The organism is Bradyrhizobium sp. KBS0727 (assembly GCF_005937885.2).
Classification (GTDB): Bacteria; Pseudomonadota; Alphaproteobacteria; order Rhizobiales; family Xanthobacteraceae; genus Bradyrhizobium.
Genome location: NZ_CP042176.1, coordinates 2,006,505 through 2,025,541, shown reverse-complemented (window position 1 = coordinate 2,025,541; position 19,037 = coordinate 2,006,505). Strand labels below are relative to the sequence as shown.

General features: G+C 62.4%; 17 protein-coding genes. 8 read left to right on the top strand and 9 right to left on the bottom strand.

What is annotated here, in order from left to right; genetic code table 11:
* Positions 1-180: 180 nt before the first annotated feature.
* Positions 181-1,218 carry an AraC family transcriptional regulator gene (locus FFI89_RS09285; protein ID WP_246669398.1) on the bottom strand — a complete coding sequence of 346 codons (1,038 nt, stop codon included), beginning with the start codon at positions 1,216-1,218 and terminating at the stop codon, positions 181-183.
* 370 nt (positions 1,219-1,588) lie between these two features.
* Positions 1,589-2,662 (bottom strand): AraC family transcriptional regulator, encoded by a 1,074-nt coding sequence (locus FFI89_RS09280; RefSeq protein WP_138834899.1) that lies wholly within the window; start codon positions 2,660-2,662, stop codon positions 1,589-1,591.
* 300 nt (positions 2,663-2,962) lie between these two features.
* Here FFI89_RS09280 and FFI89_RS09275 point away from each other — a divergent pair, with 300 nt between their 5' ends.
* The 4 genes from FFI89_RS09275 (at position 2,963) to FFI89_RS09260 (ending at position 6,800) form a co-directional block, all read left to right on the top strand.
* The gene (locus tag FFI89_RS09275; protein WP_138834898.1) at positions 2,963-3,721 is read left to right on the top strand and encodes an acetoacetate decarboxylase; all 759 of its coding nucleotides are present in this window, start codon (positions 2,963-2,965) and stop codon (positions 3,719-3,721) included.
* A gap of 20 nt (positions 3,722-3,741) precedes the next feature.
* A complete protein-coding gene (locus FFI89_RS09270) occupies positions 3,742-4,725 on the top strand; it encodes a 3-hydroxyacyl-CoA dehydrogenase NAD-binding domain-containing protein (protein ID WP_138834896.1) in 984 nt (327 codons plus the stop codon).
* Positions 4,722-5,498, top strand: a complete 777-nt coding sequence (locus FFI89_RS09265; RefSeq protein WP_138834894.1) for an SDR family oxidoreductase — start codon at positions 4,722-4,724, stop codon at positions 5,496-5,498. Before FFI89_RS09270 ends, FFI89_RS09265 begins: the two co-directional genes overlap by 4 nt.
* 99 nt (positions 5,499-5,597) lie before the next feature.
* A complete protein-coding gene (locus FFI89_RS09260; protein ID WP_138834892.1) occupies positions 5,598-6,800 on the top strand; it encodes a CaiB/BaiF CoA-transferase family protein in 1,203 nt (400 codons plus the stop codon).
* A 472-nt stretch (positions 6,801-7,272) separates the two neighbouring features.
* Here the strand turns inward: FFI89_RS09260 and FFI89_RS09255 are convergent, their stop codons facing one another.
* From FFI89_RS09255 to FFI89_RS09240, 4 genes are all read right to left on the bottom strand, one after another.
* Positions 7,273-8,403: an AraC family transcriptional regulator gene (locus FFI89_RS09255; protein WP_246669397.1), complete on the bottom strand. Its 1,131-nt coding sequence runs from the start codon at positions 8,401-8,403 to the stop codon at positions 7,273-7,275.
* A 170-nt stretch (positions 8,404-8,573) separates the two neighbouring features.
* Positions 8,574-9,974 (bottom strand): L-serine ammonia-lyase, encoded by a 1,401-nt coding sequence (locus tag FFI89_RS09250; protein WP_168213151.1) that lies wholly within the window; start codon positions 9,972-9,974, stop codon positions 8,574-8,576.
* Positions 9,971-11,140, bottom strand: a complete 1,170-nt coding sequence (locus tag FFI89_RS09245; RefSeq protein WP_138834888.1) for a M20 aminoacylase family protein — start codon at positions 11,138-11,140, stop codon at positions 9,971-9,973. The genes FFI89_RS09250 and FFI89_RS09245 overlap by 4 nt, the downstream gene beginning before the upstream one ends.
* A gap of 22 nt (positions 11,141-11,162) precedes the next feature.
* Positions 11,163-12,506: a DUF3100 domain-containing protein gene (locus FFI89_RS09240; protein ID WP_138834886.1), complete on the bottom strand. Its 1,344-nt coding sequence runs from the start codon at positions 12,504-12,506 to the stop codon at positions 11,163-11,165.
* Between the two features lie 161 nt (positions 12,507-12,667).
* Between FFI89_RS09240 and FFI89_RS09235 the strand changes: the two genes are divergently transcribed.
* The 4 genes from FFI89_RS09235 to FFI89_RS09220 all read left to right on the top strand — a co-directional run bounded on the left by FFI89_RS09235 (position 12,668) and on the right by FFI89_RS09220 (position 16,953).
* A complete protein-coding gene (locus FFI89_RS09235) occupies positions 12,668-13,588 on the top strand; it encodes a LysR family transcriptional regulator (RefSeq protein WP_138834884.1) in 921 nt (306 codons plus the stop codon).
* 165 nt (positions 13,589-13,753) lie between these two features.
* Positions 13,754-15,841: an FUSC family protein gene (locus FFI89_RS09230; RefSeq protein ID WP_138834882.1), complete on the top strand. Its 2,088-nt coding sequence runs from the start codon at positions 13,754-13,756 to the stop codon at positions 15,839-15,841.
* Complete coding sequence (locus tag FFI89_RS09225; protein WP_138834880.1) at positions 15,838-16,035, top strand: DUF1656 domain-containing protein; 198 nt, start codon at positions 15,838-15,840, stop codon at positions 16,033-16,035. The genes FFI89_RS09230 and FFI89_RS09225 overlap by 4 nt, the downstream gene beginning before the upstream one ends.
* Before the next feature lie 21 nt (positions 16,036-16,056).
* Positions 16,057-16,953 carry an HlyD family secretion protein gene (locus FFI89_RS09220; RefSeq protein WP_138834878.1) on the top strand — a complete coding sequence of 299 codons (897 nt, stop codon included), beginning with the start codon at positions 16,057-16,059 and terminating at the stop codon, positions 16,951-16,953.
* 21 nt (positions 16,954-16,974) lie between these two features.
* On the opposite strand, the gene FFI89_RS34285 is transcribed toward FFI89_RS09220, so the two are convergent.
* From FFI89_RS34285 to arcC, 3 genes are all read right to left on the bottom strand, one after another.
* Positions 16,975-17,112, bottom strand: a complete 138-nt coding sequence (locus FFI89_RS34285; RefSeq protein WP_168212843.1) for a hypothetical protein — start codon at positions 17,110-17,112, stop codon at positions 16,975-16,977.
* A gap of 320 nt (positions 17,113-17,432) precedes the next feature.
* A complete protein-coding gene (locus FFI89_RS09210) occupies positions 17,433-17,813 on the bottom strand; it encodes a hypothetical protein (protein ID WP_210249097.1) in 381 nt (126 codons plus the stop codon).
* Positions 17,814-18,073: 260 nt separating this feature from the next.
* Complete coding sequence (gene arcC, locus FFI89_RS09205; RefSeq protein ID WP_138834874.1) at positions 18,074-19,033, bottom strand: carbamate kinase; 960 nt, start codon at positions 19,031-19,033, stop codon at positions 18,074-18,076.
* Between the last annotated feature and the right edge of the window lie 4 nt (positions 19,034-19,037).

Genomic DNA, 19,037 nt, shown 5'->3' with positions numbered 1-19,037 from the left:
GCCGTCGCGTAGCTTGATTTATGAACGGGACGCTATCGAGCGCACCTGCGGCATAAAAGGTGCGATTGGCCCGTTCAGCCGGTTAGTTTGGGACATGGCCGAACGCGTGATATCTCACGCTCCCAACGCCGCATCTCTTCGACAAACGCAACGATCTGAGATGCACGCGCGCCACCTCAGCTATGACGAGCCGCCACGAAAATCCGATGGGCTCTTGCCTGTCCAGCGTACGAACGCGTGCCGGAAGTTCGCCGCGTCGCTATAGTCGAGTCTCACCGCAATCTCTTCGTTCGTCATTTGCGTATTGCGCAAATACTCGACCGCAAGCGTCAGCCGCACTTCGGCGACGATCTCCCGATACGTTACCTGCTCGGCATCGAGCCGGCGGCGGAGCGTGCGCGGATGCATCGACAATTCGGTCGCAATCGCTTCAATGCGCGGAAAGTGCCCCGGATGTTCAAGAAGGATCCGGCGGACATCGGCGGCTGTGCCGCCTTCCCGGTTCGCATCCTCGAGAAACTGCTCACACATCTCGCCGGCAATCACATTCATGATCGGATCGGGGCGAACCAGCGGATGGTCGATCCATGCCGCGTCGAACTCCAGTGCGTTTCCCGGCTGGGCGAACAGGATCGGACATTGGAAGATACGTCTGTAGACCCGCGCATGCGGCGGCGCCGCGTAGGTCGCGCGCACGGCCGCGAATTTGAATGCGGTTCCGTACAACTCCCGGCTCAGCGTCTGGTACGTCGCGAAGGCGAACTCCAGCGCGAAGCGATAGACGTCGTCGACGGGATTACGCGACACGATCGGCTCCACAACGTAGGTTGCGGTATCTTCATCGCGCGAAAATGTCGCGTCGGCGACGGTCCCGAGAATTCGGCTGTATTTGGCGGCGAAGTCGATCCCTTCCGCCCGGGTCGGACTACTCAGCAGAGCATAGCCGTACATGCCATAGCCCATGATGTGCATCCGCTGCCCGGCCCGGAACGCGATGGCCGGGTCCCTCGACAGCCGGCTCGCATTCCGGAACACGGTCTCCACCTGCTGATACGACACGCGTGTTTCAGGTGACTTGAGTTCCGCGGCCCCGAGCCCGGTGCCGTCCAGCACGCGCGAAACCGACACACCGTCGTCGCGGAGAACATCGACGACCGCGGCGATTCGCTGAACCGTATGAACGCGTTGAACGCGATTGGGGGATGGGCGATACACCATCCTGCTTTCGTCTTTCTTCGACGGCGCCGGTGGCGAAACAGAATTGGGCCCTTGGCGATCGGCGCGACTATTTTCAGCAGGCTAGTCGGACTGATTCAGCACCGGAAGGTGCGCTTTGCCTCATCTGCGGGTGAGTTTCGGACAGCCTGTCGCGCCAGCACCCGACTTGCGAGCCGGAAGCGGGCGCAATTCGCGCCTTTCCAAAACGTCAGGAAAGGAAGGACCGCCGGCCCTGCCGGCGGCCCAGTCGGGGAGTAACACTAACGCGTGAGGGCAAGCATACCCGTAACGCCCTGCAGCGGAAGGTGCGATCGATCCGATTTGAGGGTGAATCTCGGACAGGCCGCTCGCCGATCCACCCCGGAAGTCGCTATACGCGCCCGCCGCCCCGGAAATCGGACGGGCTCTTGCCGGTCCAGCGCATGAATGCGTGCCGGAAGTTTGCAGCGTCGCTGTAGCCCAGCCGGCTGGCGATCTCTTCATTGGTCATTTGCGTCTTGCGCAGGTACTCGATGGCAAGACGCATGCGTATTTCAGCCAGCAGATCGCGATACGAGGTGCCTTCCGCTTCAAGCTTGCGCCGCAGCGCGCGCGGATACATCGCCAGCTTCTCGGCTATGGCATCGATACTGGGATATCGGCCAGGCTGCTCGATCAAGATTCGCCTGATGTCGGCGGCAACGCCGCCCGCGTAGTTGACCTCGCTCAGGAGCTGCTCGCACATCTCGTGGGCCATCGCGTGGGTCCGGGGGTCCGCGAGCGCCAATGGGCTGTCGTCGCGATCGTGCTCATATCCGCAGTTGCGCTGCTTGAACAGGACCGGGCACTCGAACACGCTTTCGTAGACAGCCGCGTGCGGCGGCGCAGCATAGTCCAGCAAGACGCGGGAGAACCTGAAGGCCTGACCGGTACGATCCCTGATCACGGTCAGATGTGCGGACAAAGCGAACTCGATGGCGAAACGATGGACGTCCTCCGCCGGGTTCGGCCAGTGCATCGGCTCGATCGTGACGATGACGGACGCGCCTTCGTACACGATTGAGAAATCGCAGAACGGCCCGACGATGCGGATGTACCGGGCGGAGAAATCGCGCGCTTCCGCCTGGGTCGCGCTGCTCAATAGCGCGTATCCGTACATCCCGTACGCCGTGACCCGCATCCGCTGCCCGACCCGCAACGCGATGGCGGGATCGTCCGACAAGCGCAATGCGTTGCGAATCATGACGTCGAGCTGCCGGTAGGAGACTTTCGTCGTGTGGGCACCGAGCTGCCATTCGGCAAGGTCGGTTCCTTCAAGCGACACCGATGCATCCTTGCCCTGCCTGCTGAGCTCGGCGACGATCGCGGCAATAGAATGCGGCGAAAAAATGCGCTGCTCGTAGCTGGGCGGCGATCGCAGTGGTTCCTCACTGGCCGGCAGGTGCTGCTTACTGGTCCCGACCATCACTGATCTCCATGCGGTATTCCTTCCCTCAGTCCCGATTTGCTGCCGGGTTTTTCCAAGAAGGTAAGCCCTGTTGCGTACGCAATGCAATCGTCCGGCTGTGGACATGCGGGACGTCGAAACGTCGCGATCCGGAGAATTCGGGCCGCGCGCTTCTGTCCCGAACTAACCCGGTCGGCGGTCCGATCGCACCTTTCTTGCCGATGCGAGCTCGGTACGCTCGCTCCCGGTGGACAGGTAACCACCGAGCCCACGATGAACCCGAACGGGTCGCAGCAGGGCATAGGGAGGGAGGCTTCAATGAAGCAGGAAGATGTCCTCAAGCAGTTCACGACGCCCATCGGCGCGCCGGCCTATCCACGCGGACCGTTCCGGTTCACCAATCGCGAGTATCTCAACATCCTGTATCGGACCGACATCGAGGCTTTGCGCGCGGTCGTTCCCGAGCCGCTGGAAATCGATGATCCGCTGGTGCGCTGGGAGATCATGCGTATGCCCGACACCGAGGGCTACGGCGACTACACCGAGTGCGGGCAGGTGATCCAGGTGCGCTTCGGCAAGGAAAAGGGCGAGTATCTGCACTCGATGTACCTCGACAACCTGCCGGCGCTGGCAGCGGGTCGTGAGGTCAGCGCCTACCCGAAGAGGCTCGGCGCGCCGCGGCTCTACGTCGACTCCGATACGCTAGTCGGCACGCTTGACTACGGCACGCTGCGCGTGGCCACGGCAACCATGGGCTACAAACACCGCAAGGTGGACCTCGAGAAGGCGAAGGCCGAGATTTGCGTGCCGACCTTCATGCTGAAGATCCTGTGGAACTACGACAGCCCGAAGCCTAGCGGCGAGCCACGGATCTGCGAACTGTTGCGCACCGAGATCACCGACGTCACCGTCAAGGGCGCTTGGACCGGCCCGGCGCGGCTGCAGTTGTTCGCGCATGCCCTGGCACCGATGGCCGACTTTCCGGTTCGAGAGGTCCTCTCGGCCAGCCACATCCTGACCGACCTGACGCTGGCGCGCGCAAAGCGCTGCCACGATTATCTCGACAAGGCACGCTGAGCGCGTACGGAGGGAAAGCCATGCCGACACCAGCGAACCATGCGGCCGTGCTCGGCCGCTATCGCAACGTCTGCGTCATCGGGGCCGGCGTGATCGGCACTTCGTGGACCGCCCTATTCCTGGCCCACGGGCTGAATGTTGTTGTCAACGACCCGCAGCCCGACATCGAGGCAACGGTCAAGGCCGGCTTGATCAAGATCGCGCCGACCCTGCGCGCCCTCGGGCTACCCCACGAATCGCTGGACAGGAACCTGCGCTTCGAGCCCGACCTGGAACGCGCCATGGCCGGCGCCGACCTCGTGCAGGAGAATGGTCCCGAACGCGCCGAATGGAAGCAGCAGTTGTGGGCGCGTATCGAGTTGGTCGTCCCGAAGCACGCACTGTTGCTATCGTCGAGTTCGGCCCGCCCGGCCACCGAGCAGTCACAAAAGATGAAGGACGCAAGCCGCCTGCTCGTCGGCCATCCGTTCAACCCGCCGCATCTGATCCCGCTGGTCGAGGTCGTTCCGGGCGAGCGTACTGCCCCGGAGGCTACCGCCGACGCGGTCGCGTTCTACGAAGCGCTCGGCAAGGTGCCCCGGGTGCTCAAGAAGGAGATCCAGGGCTTCGTCGCCAACCGGCTGCAGCGCGCGATCATGCGCGAGGCGTGTTATCTCGTGCAGGAAGGCGTGGTTACCGTCGATGAACTGGACGACATCGTCACCAGTTCGATCGGCCTGCGGTGGGCCGTGAACGGGCCGTTCAGCTCGTTCCACATGGGGGGCGGACCGAAGGGGCTGGAGTCCTTCTTCGAGCACCTCGGAAAAAACATGGCGGCTTCGTTCCAGGTGATTTCGCCGGTTTACCTCGACGACGGGCTCAAACAACGCGTGGTCGCCCAGGCCGCGGCCTCGTTCGGCAAGACGCCGATCCCGCAGATGGAGCGCCAGCGCGACGACGCCCAGCTTGCGTTGCTGCACGCGCTGGCAACGGTTGCCTCCCACCACGGTGAACCTCAGTCATGACCGGCTCGCTTGGAGGGCAAACCGCATTGGTGACGGCGGGGGCTTCCGGAATCGGCCGCGTCATCGCAGAGCAACTGACCGAAGCCGGCGCCCGCTGCATGGTCTGCGACGTCGACGCCGTGGCGGTCGCCGACTATGCAGCGGCGTTCGGTGCCAATCTCGCGATTCAGGCCGACGTCGCTAACGAAGCGCAGGTTGATGCGCTATTCGGCCAGATCGAGCGACAACTCGGCGGCCTCGACATCCTCGTCAACAATGCCGGCATCTCGGGCCCGACCTTGCCGGCGGAAGAACTGTCGCTCGACGACTGGCGCCGAACCCTCGCCGTCAATCTCGACGGCCATTTCCTCTGCTCGCGGCGCGCGATCCCGTTGCTGCGTGCCGCAGGCGGCGGCAGCATCGTCAACATGTCGTCGATCGGCGGCCGGCTCGGCTATCCGAAACGGGCCGCCTATGCAGCGGCCAAATGGGGCATCATCGGGTTCACGAAGACATTGTCGATTGAGCTTGGGCCATTCGGCATCCGCGTCAATGCCATTCAGCCGGGAATGGTCGAAGGCCCGCGCGTCGAGCGCGTGATGCGTGAGAAGGCCGATTCCATCGGCGTCTCCTACGATACCCTGCACGAACGAGCGCTGCAGCGCATATCACTGCGACGCGGGGTTAGGGCCGAAGACATCGCGGGGCTTGTTCTCTTTCTCGTCGGCGACAGCGGACGAAATATTTCCGGGCAAGCGATCCCCGTCGACGGAGACCAGACCAGCCTCGGATGATGGCAGCCCGTGGCGGCACGCGCAGGTCGACCGCAAGACAGCCGCATCGAACAACGGACTCCAGTCGCAACAAACGCTGCAGATCAGGAAGAAGACGCCATGACCACCATTCTTGAAGGCTTGAAGGTCATCGATTGCGGCAGTTTCATTGCCGCGGCAATCGCGGGCACCGTGCTGGCGGACTTTGGAGCCGATGTCGTCAAGGTCGAACCGCCGGGAACCGGCGATGCCTACCGGCATGTGACCAGGAATCCCGGCATGCCGAAGTCCGAGCACAACTATGGATGGCTGCTGGACAATCGCAACAAGCGCGGCCTCGCCCTCAATCTGGCTTCGCCGGAAGGGCAGGAAGTTTTACACAGACTCGTCAAGGATACCGACGTTTTCATCACCAACCAGCCGCTCGCGATCCGCAAGAAGCTGGGTATCGACTACGAACGGCTCTCGGCGCTGAACGACCGGCTGATCTACGCGTCTTTCACCGGTTATGGCGAGACCGGCGCCGAGGCGAATAAGCCCGGTTTCGACCTTACCGCGTACTGGGCGCGTTCCGGCCTGATGGATCAGGTGGTTCCGAATGCCGGCGCCACTCCGGCGCGCGCGCTGAGCGGTATGGGCGATCACCCCTCCGGCATCTCGCTGTTCGCGGCGATCATGCTGGCGCTCTATCAGCGTGAGAAGACCGGCCGCGGCGCGCATGTCGGATCGTCGCTGATCGCCAACGGCATGTGGGCAAACGGCGTATGGACACAGGCAGCGCTGTGCGGTGCGACCTTCCAGCCGCGTCCACCGCGCGACCACAGCTTCAACGCGCTTTCCTGCTACTATCAGTGCCGGGATGGTGGCTGGCTGCTTTTGGCGCTGGTGAACGAGGACAAGCACTTTCCCGTTCTCGCCAAATGTCTCGGCCACGAGGAACTGGTCATCGACCCGCGCTTCGCGGACCGGGCCTCGCGCTCCAAGAACTCGCGGGAGCTGATCGCGGCCCTCGACGCGGCCTTCGCCACCCGCGACAGCGGCGACTGGCAGGCGTTGTTCAAGGAAAACGGCCTGGTGTTCGAGGCAGTGGCGACCATGGACCAGGTCGCGAGCGACAAGCAGGCCCTCGACACAGAAGTCCTGATCCCGTTCGAGGGAGATACCCTGATGACGGTCAACAGCCCGTTCTTCGTCACCGGCTCGAGGAAGGTGACGCCGCGCAAGCCGCCCGCGCTCGGCCAGCATAGCGAACAGATCCTGCGCGAGGCCGGCTACGACGACGCGGCAATCGCACAAATGCGCGAGAGAAACATTTTCGGATAGGCGCCGGTCCGGTGCGAGCCAGTTCAGTTCAGGGGAATTCCTGGTGACGGCATGGCGGCCCAATTGATGGCCGTTGCTCCTGGTGCACACCAAAAAATTGGCCGCGCTCCAGCGGTGAAGCGCGGCCAGTCCGGAGACGCCCAACCCGTGGGGGCACCACAGCAGCGGTGCGGCCGCGGCTGGAGTACGGAAGGCGCCCCAGAGCGAGAACCTCGGGGCCTTGTACAGCCACCACGACCGCCACATTCGACCATTCGTGGATGGTTCAGTTCGGGGCAGAACGTCGGTCTCGGTGTCGCGGTCGCGCGCTGTACGGGACATTGGGCACCGACGACATATGGTCGCCATGTCGCGCCGCCGTCTTCAAATCAGCGATATCCGCAATCTTCCGCTCCCGATATCCTGCCAAACCGCAAACCAGTCTAAGTACGGATCAATACCGGGGGGAGGTTCCGCCAGACCAGCCAGCGGGTTACTTCTGGACAGGGCCGGCGCTAGCCGGGCTACGCAGCGCAGAATGGGAATTCCCCGAAACCCGGAAATCGGATGGGCTTCTGCCGGTCCACCGTATGAACGCGTGCCGGAAATTCGCCGCGTCGCTATACCCCAGCCGCCGGGCGATCTCTTCGTTGGTCATGGCGGTTTTGCGCAGGTATTCGATCGCCAGGCGCATCCGCACTTCCGCCAGGAGTTCGCGATAGGACGTATCCTCCGCCTCGAGCTTGCGCCGCAACGCCCGCGGATGCATCGAGAGCTTCTCGGCGATCAATTCGATACTGAGATGTCTGCCGGGCTCCCCGATCAGGATCCGCCTGATGTCCGCCGCGGCGCCTCCAGCCCGGTTGACCTCGTCAAGAAGATGGTCACACATTTCGCGCGCCATGCCGTGGGAACGCGGATCGGCAAGCATCATCGGGCCATCGGCGCGCGACAGCTCGTAGCGATATTCGGTACTGCGCTGCATGAACCGAACCGGGCAGCCCAACAGGTGTTCGTAGAGCCGCGCCTGGGCCGGCTCTGGATAGGCAAGCGTCACCCGGGAAAACCCGAAGCCATCTCCGGCCAGGTCCCTCATGGTGGTTAGATGTGCCGACAAGGTGAACTCCACCGCGAAGCGATGGGTATCCTCGTTCGGATTCGGCCAATGTAGCGGCTCGAATGCGCAGACCGCCGTCACGCCATCGCTGGAATACCTTGCATCGCAGAACGGGCCGACCACCCGAATGTAGCGATTGGTGAAATCGCGGACCTCGGCATAGGTCGCACTGCTCAGCAGCGCATAGCCGTACATCCCGTACGCGGTCACGTGCATGCGTTGGCCGGCGCGAAACGCGATGGCTGGATCGCTCGACAAGCGGAGTGTATTGCGAACGACTATGTCGATCTGCCGATAGGAAATTCTGGTCGTGTGGACGTTGAGCTGAGCTTCATCGAGGCCTGTGCCGGCCAACGCAACGGAAGCCTGCACGCCCTGCTGCCCGAGTTCGGCAACAATCGCGGCAATCGCCTGAGCAGGATAGATCGGCCGGTCGAAATCCGGGGGCAGCCGGCACGCCGGCGGATTGTCTCGCTCGTACAGTCTCCTCCCCGCGCTGATCGTCACGTTCGTTCTCCGTTCAATGGTTCATCCCCCCTGTCCCACCATCTGCGACGCAGGCGTGGAACCAACACGCATTTGGCTGACCGCAGGCGGCACGTATGGCGTTGCGACACCTGCACAGCGAAGCTCGGACTTGCAGGACGACCCGTTTCAGGCCACGTGCACCGACCGCGTCAGCACTCCACGACGTTCACGGCGAGACCGCCAAGCGACGTCTCCTTGTACTTGGACTTCATGTCTTCGCCGGTCTGCAACATGGTCTTGATGACGGCGTCGAGCGAAACGTAGTGCTTGCCGTCTCCATGCAGCGCCATGCGGGCCGCATTGATCGCCTTCATCGCTCCCATCGCGTTGCGCTCGATGCACGGGATCTGGACCAGACCTCCGACCGGATCGCAGGTGAGCCCAAGATTGTGCTCCATGCCGATTTCGGCCGCATTCTCGATCTGCGCCGGCGTGCCGCCAAGCACCGCCGCCAGGCCGCCGGCGGCCATCGAGCAGGCCACGCCGACCTCTCCCTGGCAGCCCACTTCGGCCCCCGAGATCGACGCGTTCGCCTTGTAGAGCATGCCGATGGCGGCCGCCGTCAGCAGGAACGCCACGACGCCGTCATCGGACGCATCGGGAACGAATCTCGAATAGTAATGCAGCACCGCCGGGATTACGCCCGCGGCGCCATTGGTAGGCGCCGTGACAACGCGACCCCTTGCCGCATTTTCCTCGTTCACGGCCATCGCAAACGCGTTCACCCAATCCATAGCCGCGAGCGGATCGGCACCGCCGATGCCTCCGTTGCGTGTCAGCAGCTCACGATAGAGGCCCGGTGCGCGACGGCGTATGCTCAGAGGACCCGGCAGCGGTTCGGCTGCGCCGTCGTTGTCGATGCCGAACCCACGTTGCACACATTGCCGCATGGCGTTCCAGATCTTCAGCACGCCGGAACGCACATCGGCTTCCGGCCGCCATACACATTCGTTGGCAAGCACCACTTCCGCAATCGAGCGACCGCTCGACTCCGCCTGCGCGACCAGTTCGCTGCCGGTACCGAACGGGTACGGCCAGACCGGATGGTTGGTGCCGACATCTGCCGCGGCGTCGCCGACGCCGCGCTCGACCACAAACCCACCGCCAACCGAGAAGAAAACGCGCTCCGCCAGCACCCAGCCATCGGTCGCCAGCGCCACAAAGCGCATGCCGTTGGGATGTTCCGGTAACGACTCCTCCGCGCGAAATACGATATCGCGTCCGCGCCGAAACGCGACCGGATGACGATCGAGCAGACGCAATAGCCCCGAGCGCCGCACTTCCGCGAGCTTGGGCATCACGGCGGCCGGATCGACCGCGTCAGGGGTTTCTCCGAGCAGGCCGAGGATCACGCCAAGATCGGTCGCATGTCCGCGCCCGGTCGCCCCCAACGATCCGTAAAGGTCCGTCCGCACCTGCGCCGTCCGGGTCAACAGCCCCTCGCGGTCGAGCAGCCGCACAAACTGTTCCGCAGCTCGCATCGGACCCACGGTATGGGAACTCGACGGGCCGATGCCGATCTTGAAGATGTCGAAGACCGATAGCATCAGCTTGCCGGCAGTTGTTGCTTGACCAGTTCAACCCAATACGCGGCGCCCAGCGGCAGGATAGCGTCGTTGAAATCGTAATAGGGGTTGTGGAGTGGTGGATCGTTGGCGCTTTCGCCCGCCCCAATGCAGATATAGGCGCCGGGACACTTCTGCAGCATGAAGGCGAAATCCTCCGAACCCATCGCGGGCTTTACATCGGTCATCACTTGATCCGGCCCAACGAGACTCTTCGCGGCAGCCGCCGCGGCGTCCGTTTCGGCCGGGGTGTTAATGACGCCTGGATAGCCGCGCATGTATTGAAGATCGATTTTCGCGCCATGGGCCTGGCTGATGCCTACGCAGACTTCCTTCATCGCCGCTTCCACCCGATCCTGCACACCAGCGTCCAACGTGCGCACCGTGCCTCGCAGGATCACCTTCTCGGGAACGACATTCCAGGTGTCGCCGCCATGAATCTGCGTGACGGTCACGACGGCCGACTCGACCGCGCCGATCCGGCGGCTGACAATGCTTTGCAGGGCGTTGATGAGGCCCGCCGAGATCACGATCGAATCGATTCCGGTTTCGGGTGCGGCCGCGTGGCAGCCCTTGCCGGTCACCTCGATCTCGAACGTATCGAGGAATGCCGTCGCGATACCCGTCCTGATTCCAAACTTGCCGCGCGGCATCGCCGGAATGTTGTGCATGCCGTAGACGGCGTCGGCGGGAAACTTCTCGAACAGCCCTTCATCGACCATCTTCTTGCCGCCGCCTTCGTTTTCCTCGGCAGGCTGGAAGATGAAGTGCACGGTGCCGCGAAACGGCCGCTGCCGCGCCAGGTGAACGGCGGCGCCGAGCAGCATCGCCGTGTGTCCGTCGTGGCCGCAGCCGTGCATCTTGCCCGCGCGCGTTGACTTGTGCGCAGTCGTGCCGAGCTCCTGCATGTCGAGCGCATCCATGTCCGCCCGGAGCGCGATGGACGGCCCCTCGCCGTTCTTCAGGGTCCCCACCACCCCGGTCCCGCCGAGACCGCGATGGACGGAAATCTGCATCTCCGTCAGAGCGTCGGCCACGACCTGCGCGGTCCGGTGCTCTTCGAACGCCGTTTCCGGATTGGCGTGGAGGTCATGACGCCAGCCCACCATGCGGCCGCAAATGTCGTCTTCAATTCCAAATTCCCTGGACATGTTCGTTCAGCCTATCCGTTGGTTAACGATGGAAAAATTCTGCAATTAGGGTCGCACCAATGAAGGTGCCGGCGGCGGCTGTCAGAGACACGACCACGATCCGCCAACTCAACTGCTTGAAGATCGGTACATCCTTCGCGACCGAGAAGCCCGCGAGCGCCAGGACGGGCGTCGTGAAGGCGAGGAAGTTCAGCTTGTCCACCGCCGCAATCATGGCGTTGGAAAATGGCAGCAGGCCTGGAATGCCGAGCACGGTTGTGACGGCCACCAGGATCAGGATATGCGGCACTTTCCGCAACAGGCGCGAGAGAACATCAACCAGCAGTGCAACCCCGAGGGCGATCAGGACGCCGATACATGTCGACTGCAGCGGAACATTGTAAGCGAGCGAATTACCGATGAGCACACCGCAACCGACGATCAGCCAGCCCAACAGCGAATCGAAGAAGCCGAAATGGCCATGTTGCGTTTCGTTGGCGCTTGCAATCGAAGGGCCAGAATCCGCCCCTGACTTGAAGTTCGAGAACCGTCCAAGCACAGGCTCCAGCTTGTCATAGAGCCACGAACAAGCCGGCAGCGAGAAGAACAGCGCGAAGTAGAATCCCAGGACTGCGGTCATCAGGTTCGCCGCCGAAGCGATCGCGATCAGCTCCTTCGCCATCTCGGGCGGGCTCTGGCCGTTGATCGCGCCGACCGCCGCGGCCATCATGCTGCCAGATCCAACGCCGGCGCCCATCGCCAATGACTTCGGGTGGAAGATATGCAGGCTGGCGACAAAGCCGGCCAGTAACGCAATGAACAGCGCGCCGAGAACGGTGCCGGTGATGTATTCGGCAAGCACGCCGCGGCCTTCCGGCGAGTTCATGCCGTATTTCTCACCGATAATCACAAGATTGCCTTCACGGCCGATGGAGAAAGTCGCGCCGACTGCTTCCCGTTTGACACCGAGCAGCAAAGCGAGCGGCAGACCGAGAGCCAACGTCCCGAAGGTGTGGCCGAACTCCTGAAAGATGAGCGCCCAACCGGCCTTCTGCACTTCCGGCAGAGCACCGCCTACGGTGAAGCCCATCTTGATGATGAACAGCAACAGCCCGGCATTGAGCAACTGCCCTGCATAAACCTGCAAACCCAGCCCGACCCGCACCGGCTTCGGAAGATAAGGTGATGCGATGCCCCACGCCGCCGCGATCAGCAGCGCCCACATCATCGGCTGCAACAGAACCTTGCCCGGCCCGATCTGGAACTGAACGATTCCGATCGTTTCGGCGATGGCCACAACAATCAATACCCCGAGAAAAATCTTGAACTTGCTCAAGCCGGCCTGTTCAAGCGGCTCGAAAACAACGGACGCGGAAGTCGATGTCATGATCGGAACACCCCAATGCAATGTCGGCTCAACAAATGAAGCCTGTGAACGGTGAATTTCCGGGATTTGATTGAAACCGAAGAATTACCTTGCATCAATGACATCTCAGCAAGATAATCGTTGCATTTTATGCAACATTCTCGATGCCGTGGAACGACGCAATGGACGAAAAGCTCGAGATACGCCGTCTGCGCTATTTCATGCAGGTGCTGGAAAGCGGATCTGTGCGCGGCGCCGCAGGTGCGCTCGGCATGGATGCTTCGGCCGTTAGCCGGGCTGTGGGCTTGCTCGAACAGGAGTGTGGCACGCAGCTGTTTGAGCGTCGAGGTCGCGGCCTGACTCCGACCGATGCAGGCCGGTTGCTGGCAGTTTATCTGCGCCGCCAGCATAGCGAAAAGCAAAGTCTGCTCGCGCAGATGGACAGCATTCGCAAGATCGAAAGCGGCCACATCGACATTGTGACCGGCGAAGGTTACGTCGATTGGCTGATGCAGAAGTGCATAAGCGGCTTCATGCGCGCCCATCCTTCGATTACCGTAGATATCGACATCGGAAGCACCGATCAAATCGTGCAGCGCATCATCGACGAGCGCGCGCATGTCGGCATTCTGTTCCGGCCGCCGAAAGACGAACGGCTGCAGTCGCACCACTCGCAGTCGCACCCCATTCGGGCTTGGCTGTTGCGGTCGCATCCGCTCGCGCAGCTCGGTCGGCCCCTCCGGCTGGCTGACCTGGCCCCCTACCCCGGCGCCGCGGTACACCGCAGCTTCGGCATACGACAGCACGTCGAAGCCGCCGAAATCAGCGAGGGCGTGCGCCTCAACATCTCGCTAACGGCCGCGTCATTCGATGCGATAAGTCATTTCGTAAGCGCCGGATTGGGCTACGCGCTCGCGTCGCACCTGGTCATGACGCCTGCGAACGCCGCCAAGGTTATCGCGCTGCCGATGAAAAACGCGCTGCTCTACCGTGGCCAGACCCACGTCATTTCGCGCAAGGGGCGCGCCCTGCCGCCCGCCGCGGCGGAGCTCCTGCAAACGATCGTGACCGACATGAAGGGCCCCAGGGGCCTGGCACACTGACCTGCCTTCGCGGAAGATCGCAGGAAGCAACGGTGGGACACCCCTGGAGACAGCGGCGGACCGCCGCCAAGCGCGGCTTGTCCCAAATTAACCCTTCGTCCGGCTACTTTGAACCTTCCACGAAATCCTGAACAGGACATACTGCCGGTAGATTGACCCCCGGCCATGCTCAACGCAGCTCGACAATTCACCTGGCGCCAAGTCTCCTTCGCGCTGAAGACATTCGTCGCGGCGATGCTGGCGCTTTACATCGCGTTTCGGCTGAACCTCTCTCAACCGAGCTGGAGCATGACGACGGTTTACGTCGTCTCGCAGCCCTTTGCCGGAATGGTGCTGGCCAAATCCCTCTACCGTATCCTGGGCACGCTCATCGGCGTTGTTGCGTCGCTGGCATTTGTGGCGCTGTTCGCCAACTCACGTGAGCTGTTTTGCCTCGTCCTTGCGCTCTGGATCGGCGCAGGCACTTCCGTCACGGTATACTTACGCGACGCCCCGCAGGCCTATACGGGTATGCTGGCCGGCTATTCGGCCGCAATCATCGGTCTTCCCGCCGCGCTCGCCCCGGAGGGCGCGTTCGATTTCGCGGTGGCGCGGTGCCTCGAAATCATGCTTGGCATTGTCTGCGGCACCCTGATGCATAACCTGGTTCTTCCGCAGCGCGCCGGCGACGCATTGCGCAAGACCCTCGACGCCACGCTTCCGAACATGGCGCGCTGGGCCGCCGACGCGCTTCGCGGCCAGCAGGGCGACGCCCAGGAACTCGGGGATCGGCGGCAGATCATCGCAACGGTGGTCTCGCTCGGCACCCTCAGGGTATTTGCCACGCTCGATACGCCGGCCATCAAGGCCATCGACACCGTGATACGCCAGTTCGAAGGCAAGCTCCTCTCGTTGCTGGCATTGCTCGTCTCGCTCTGCGACCGATTGGCCCTGCTGCGGCAGCGCCAGCCCGGGACCGCCGACATGCTGCGCCCGACGATCGAACGCGTGGTCGCTCACATCGACGGCTCGGCCAAGGCGGAAACTCCGGAACAGTCCCGGCAAGTCGAAGATCGGGAAATCGAGCTTGCGGCTTACATCGAAACGCAACTGCCTCCGCGTCAGGCATTGCGGGACCGGCCCGACGCCTTCCTGGTTCGCAGCATCCTGCAGAGGCTGCTCGATGTGTTGAGCATGTGGCGAGAAGCCGTGCGGATACGCACGCATATCCGTGCGGGACTCCCGCTCCCGGACGGCGACGCCGCGCCTGCGTTCCGGCCCTATCGCGACCTGACGTTCGCGGCGATCGCCGGAGCCATATCGGCGGGCACCGTCCTGGTCGCGAGCGCCTTCTGGATCGCGACCGCCTGGCCCAACGGTCCCACGGCCGTCACCTTCGCCGGGATCATGTGCGCCATCATGGGCGGTCGCGACGAACCCGCGGCAGCCGCGGCGATCTTTCTCAGGATGAGCATTGTCGGCGCGGTGATTGCAGGCCTCTATCTCTTCCTGGTGCTGCCGCCACTGACCACCTTTCCGGCCCTGGTTATCGCGCTGGCGCCGTTTTACCTTACCTGCGGTCTGCTTCTGACCATCCCGGCCAGAGCTCCCTTCGTGATGCCGGTGATCTTCACAGGCGGCGGGTTGATCGGCATTTCAAACGAAATGCATTACGATTTTCCGGCGTTTCTGAACAACTGCTTGAGCTATGTCGTCGGCATCTGGATCGGCGCCACGGCGCTGACCCTGCTGCGTCCGCTCGGTACCGAATGGATGGTGCGGCGTTTGATCCGCGGGATGATGGGGGACCTCGCACGCGCCACGGAAACCGCAACCATCGAGCTGCGTACAGCGCTCGAAAGCCGGATCTTCGACCGGATCAACGCGTTGCTGATGCGCCTGGATCCGACGGATCCGGAACACCGAACCGTCATGCAGGGTGGCCTCGCCAGCCTTCGTATCGCGCTGAACATCCTGGCGCTTCGTACCTATCGACCACAACTGCCGGAACCGGCCGCCGTGATCGTCGAGAACGCGCTTGCCGCCATCCGCGAGCACTTTGCCCGCGCGGGCCGCGACTGGCGAACCGTGCCTTTGCTCCCGGTGCTGGAGGCTGCATATCGTGCCGTTCTATCGCTCGACGATGACGTGCTTCTCATTCGGACGGCGGAAGCCTTGCATGCGATCGAAATGACTCTCGAGCAGCATCCTGGCTTCTTCGGCTTGCCGAAGCCCGTGACTCAATTGACCTCGAACGAACCGGTGATGGCATGATCAAGGAAATTTCGCTGGACGGCGTCTATCTACCGCCCCTGCTTGGCTATCTCGCGGGAACCGCCATCGCGTGGGCAATTCTGCGCCATCTGCTCGCACAAACCGGCGCCTATCGTTTCGTCTGGCATCCGCCTCTGTTCAATGCCGCGCTGTATGTGATTCTGCTCGGCGCCTTCATCGCCGTAACGCTCTAGCTCTTGCGAGACAGTCCAGTCATGCCAAACGTAACCTCCCTGATTCGGATTTCCGTCACCGCGGTGGTCGTGGCAATCGCTGCCATCGCCGGATGGTACCTGTGGCGAACCTACGAGGAGAGCCCCTGGACGCGCGATGGACGCGTGCGCGCCAACGTCGTCATGGTCGCCCCTGACGTCGCGGGCATGGTCGTCGACATTTCCGTCAAGGACAATCAGGACGTCAGGATCGGTGACGTCCTGTTCACCATCGATCCGGCGCGCTACGAACTCGCCCTGTCGGCGGCGGAGGCAGCACAGTCCGGCGCAGAGAGCGTCCTCGATCAGCGTGACGAGGAACTTCACCGTCGGGAGCGACTGAGTTCCGCGGCGATATCGGAAGAAGCGCTCAATCAGGCTCGAACCGCGGCATTGTCGGCGCGAGCGGCCTATGATCAGGCCGTTGCGGCCGCCGCCGTGGCCAAGCTCAATCTGGCCCGCACCGTCGTACGCGCTCCGGTCAACGGCCACGTCACAAACCTGCTGGTCGATCGCGGCGACTACGCGACCGCCGGACGGCCCATGGTGGCCGTCGTTGACAGCGACTCCTACTATGTTGCCGGCTATTTCGAGGAAACCAAGCTGCGTCACATCGAGATCGACGACAAGGCTTTGATCGGCCTGATGGGATTCAACAAGCCGTTGTCCGGCCATGTCCAGAGCATCGCGCACGCGATCACCGATCGTGACAACGTCGTCGGCAGCGAGCTGATCGCCAACGTCAACCCGACGTTCAGCTGGGTGAGACTGGCCCAGCGCATCCCCGTCCGTATCGCGATAGACGACGTACCCAAGGGCGTCACTCTAAGCGCAGGCATGACTGCCACCGTGACGGTCCTGGACCCCGGCAATCCAAGGCGGGTCAAGCCTCCGCTGTGATCACACTCCCAACGCCGGCGCTCAAGTCAGCAGACCGACAACGCCCTGTATTATCCCAACAACCAACGCCGACGAGAACGTCGCGATCGCGAAATCGGCCATTATCAGCAGAACATGCCGTTCCTGATCATCCAACTCCGAAAAGGCTTTGTGCATCATGGCGCTCCCTCCTGTATTGGTGCTACGGCTGGCGGCTTTGTGACTTTTCGATCTCCATCTGCAGCCGCGCAAGAACGCGGTCGTCGAGCCAATCCCCTTAAGGCAATGCCTCGTTGCAACCCCAGCGAACGGGATCGTCACGTCCGCTATGAGGTTAGCGGGAGCCCTGCGATGCGGGCGTGGCTGCCACGACAATCGCGAGACCCGCTTCAGTGAGGGCTGCAACGATACACTTTGCAATGTGCTTGGCTTCCTCAGGATCAATTCGCCGATCGGCGTTCTCCTTGAGGCAACCGCAAATAGTGCTAGCCATTATCGCATTAACTTGATGCTGATCGGCCATGAGTTGAGCCTCCCGCCAAGGCCAAGGTGATTGGACCGTGTCGATCGGTCGAACCCGCATATTTTTCGACGAAGTCTTTCAGATGCTCGGGCACCGGTACGGAATCCATATCGGATTGGGCCTGAATTTCTGCCGCAACCTCTCGCGACACATCCTCGGTCCAATGCTCCAGGGTATTGAAGGCTACGACACGGATGGGGCAGTTAAACTGGCCCGCGAGAAAATCGGCGATCACAGCGTTGAGATCGGTTCGCTCGACCTCCGTTTCGCTTCCCGCGCCCCTGCTGTCCACGACCCGGTAGATTGTTTCATCCGCGCCATAAGGCACGAAAAACGGCGATCCGCTCATTCCATGCATGGCCGGGCTCCTAACTTGGGGTCCAGGATTCAAGCTTGTGGAGGCTTCCGGGTTCCATCATTTTACCAAATTTTCCCGACGCCAAAAACCCGCGGACAAGGCTGGAGACTCGGCGATCTCCATCTCAAGTCCGACGAAAACCGCGCGGAAATCGACAACTCCGAAGTGATAAGCGGAGACGATCTTCATCGTTAGTAGCGCGGTGGTGCCGGAAGTGACCACGCCAAGTCGGCGGATAACGAGCCGCGTCGGTCGGACCGCTATTGAACCACGTGCGTCCCTGTCTCGCCTCGTAGCGCTGCCATTGCGCAATCGAGGTGACTGATGATCGCGCGCTTTCCGCCCCGCTCGAGAAACCGGATGGCAGCATCGACCTTGGGCCCCATGCTTCCTGGGGGAAAGTGGCCTTCGCGGTGATAGGCCTTGATTTCGTCGAGGCCGACCTGATCCAGCTCCTTCTTGTTCGGCTTTCCGAAATTCACCGCGACGCGCGGCACGGCCGTCAGGATCAGCAACTCTTCAATCCCAAGGACATTCGCGATATGGGCCGACGTCAGATCCTTGTCGATGACCGCCGGTACACCGGTGCGTACGCCCCTGGCGTCGCGAATAACGGGAACGCCGCCACCGCCTCCGGCAATGACGATCGTTCCCCGCTTGACCAATGCATCGACCAGCGAGATGTCACAGACATGCTTGGGCTTCGGCGAAGGCACGACATGACGCCAGCCTCGCCCCGAGTCCTCTCGCATCGCCCAGTTGAGTTCGACGCTGATCTTCCTGGCTTCATCTTCGGCGAAGAAGGGCCCAACGAACTTCGTGGGGTTTGTGAACGCGGGATCGTCCTTGTCGACCTCCACCTGCGTCAGCAGGCTTGCCACATGCCTCTGGTTGCCTTGTTCACGCAGGGCATTCTCGATCGCCTGCATCAAAAGATAGCCGATGCCGCCCTGGCTGTGCGCGACACAGATGTCCATGTCCATCGGCGGAATACGGTTCATCGTCAGCATCTGGCGCATCATGATCTTGCCGACAACCGGGCCGTTACCGTGCGTGATGACCAGCTCATTGTCGAGCTGCGCAAGCGGCAGCAGCGCTTCCGCGGTCTTTTGCGCGACGGACTTCTGCTCCTGGGAGGTGCCGCGGATGTCTTCGGGATGAACCGCATTGCCCCCAATTGCAACCACAAGGCGACGCGGCACATCATTGAGCGTACGCATTTCC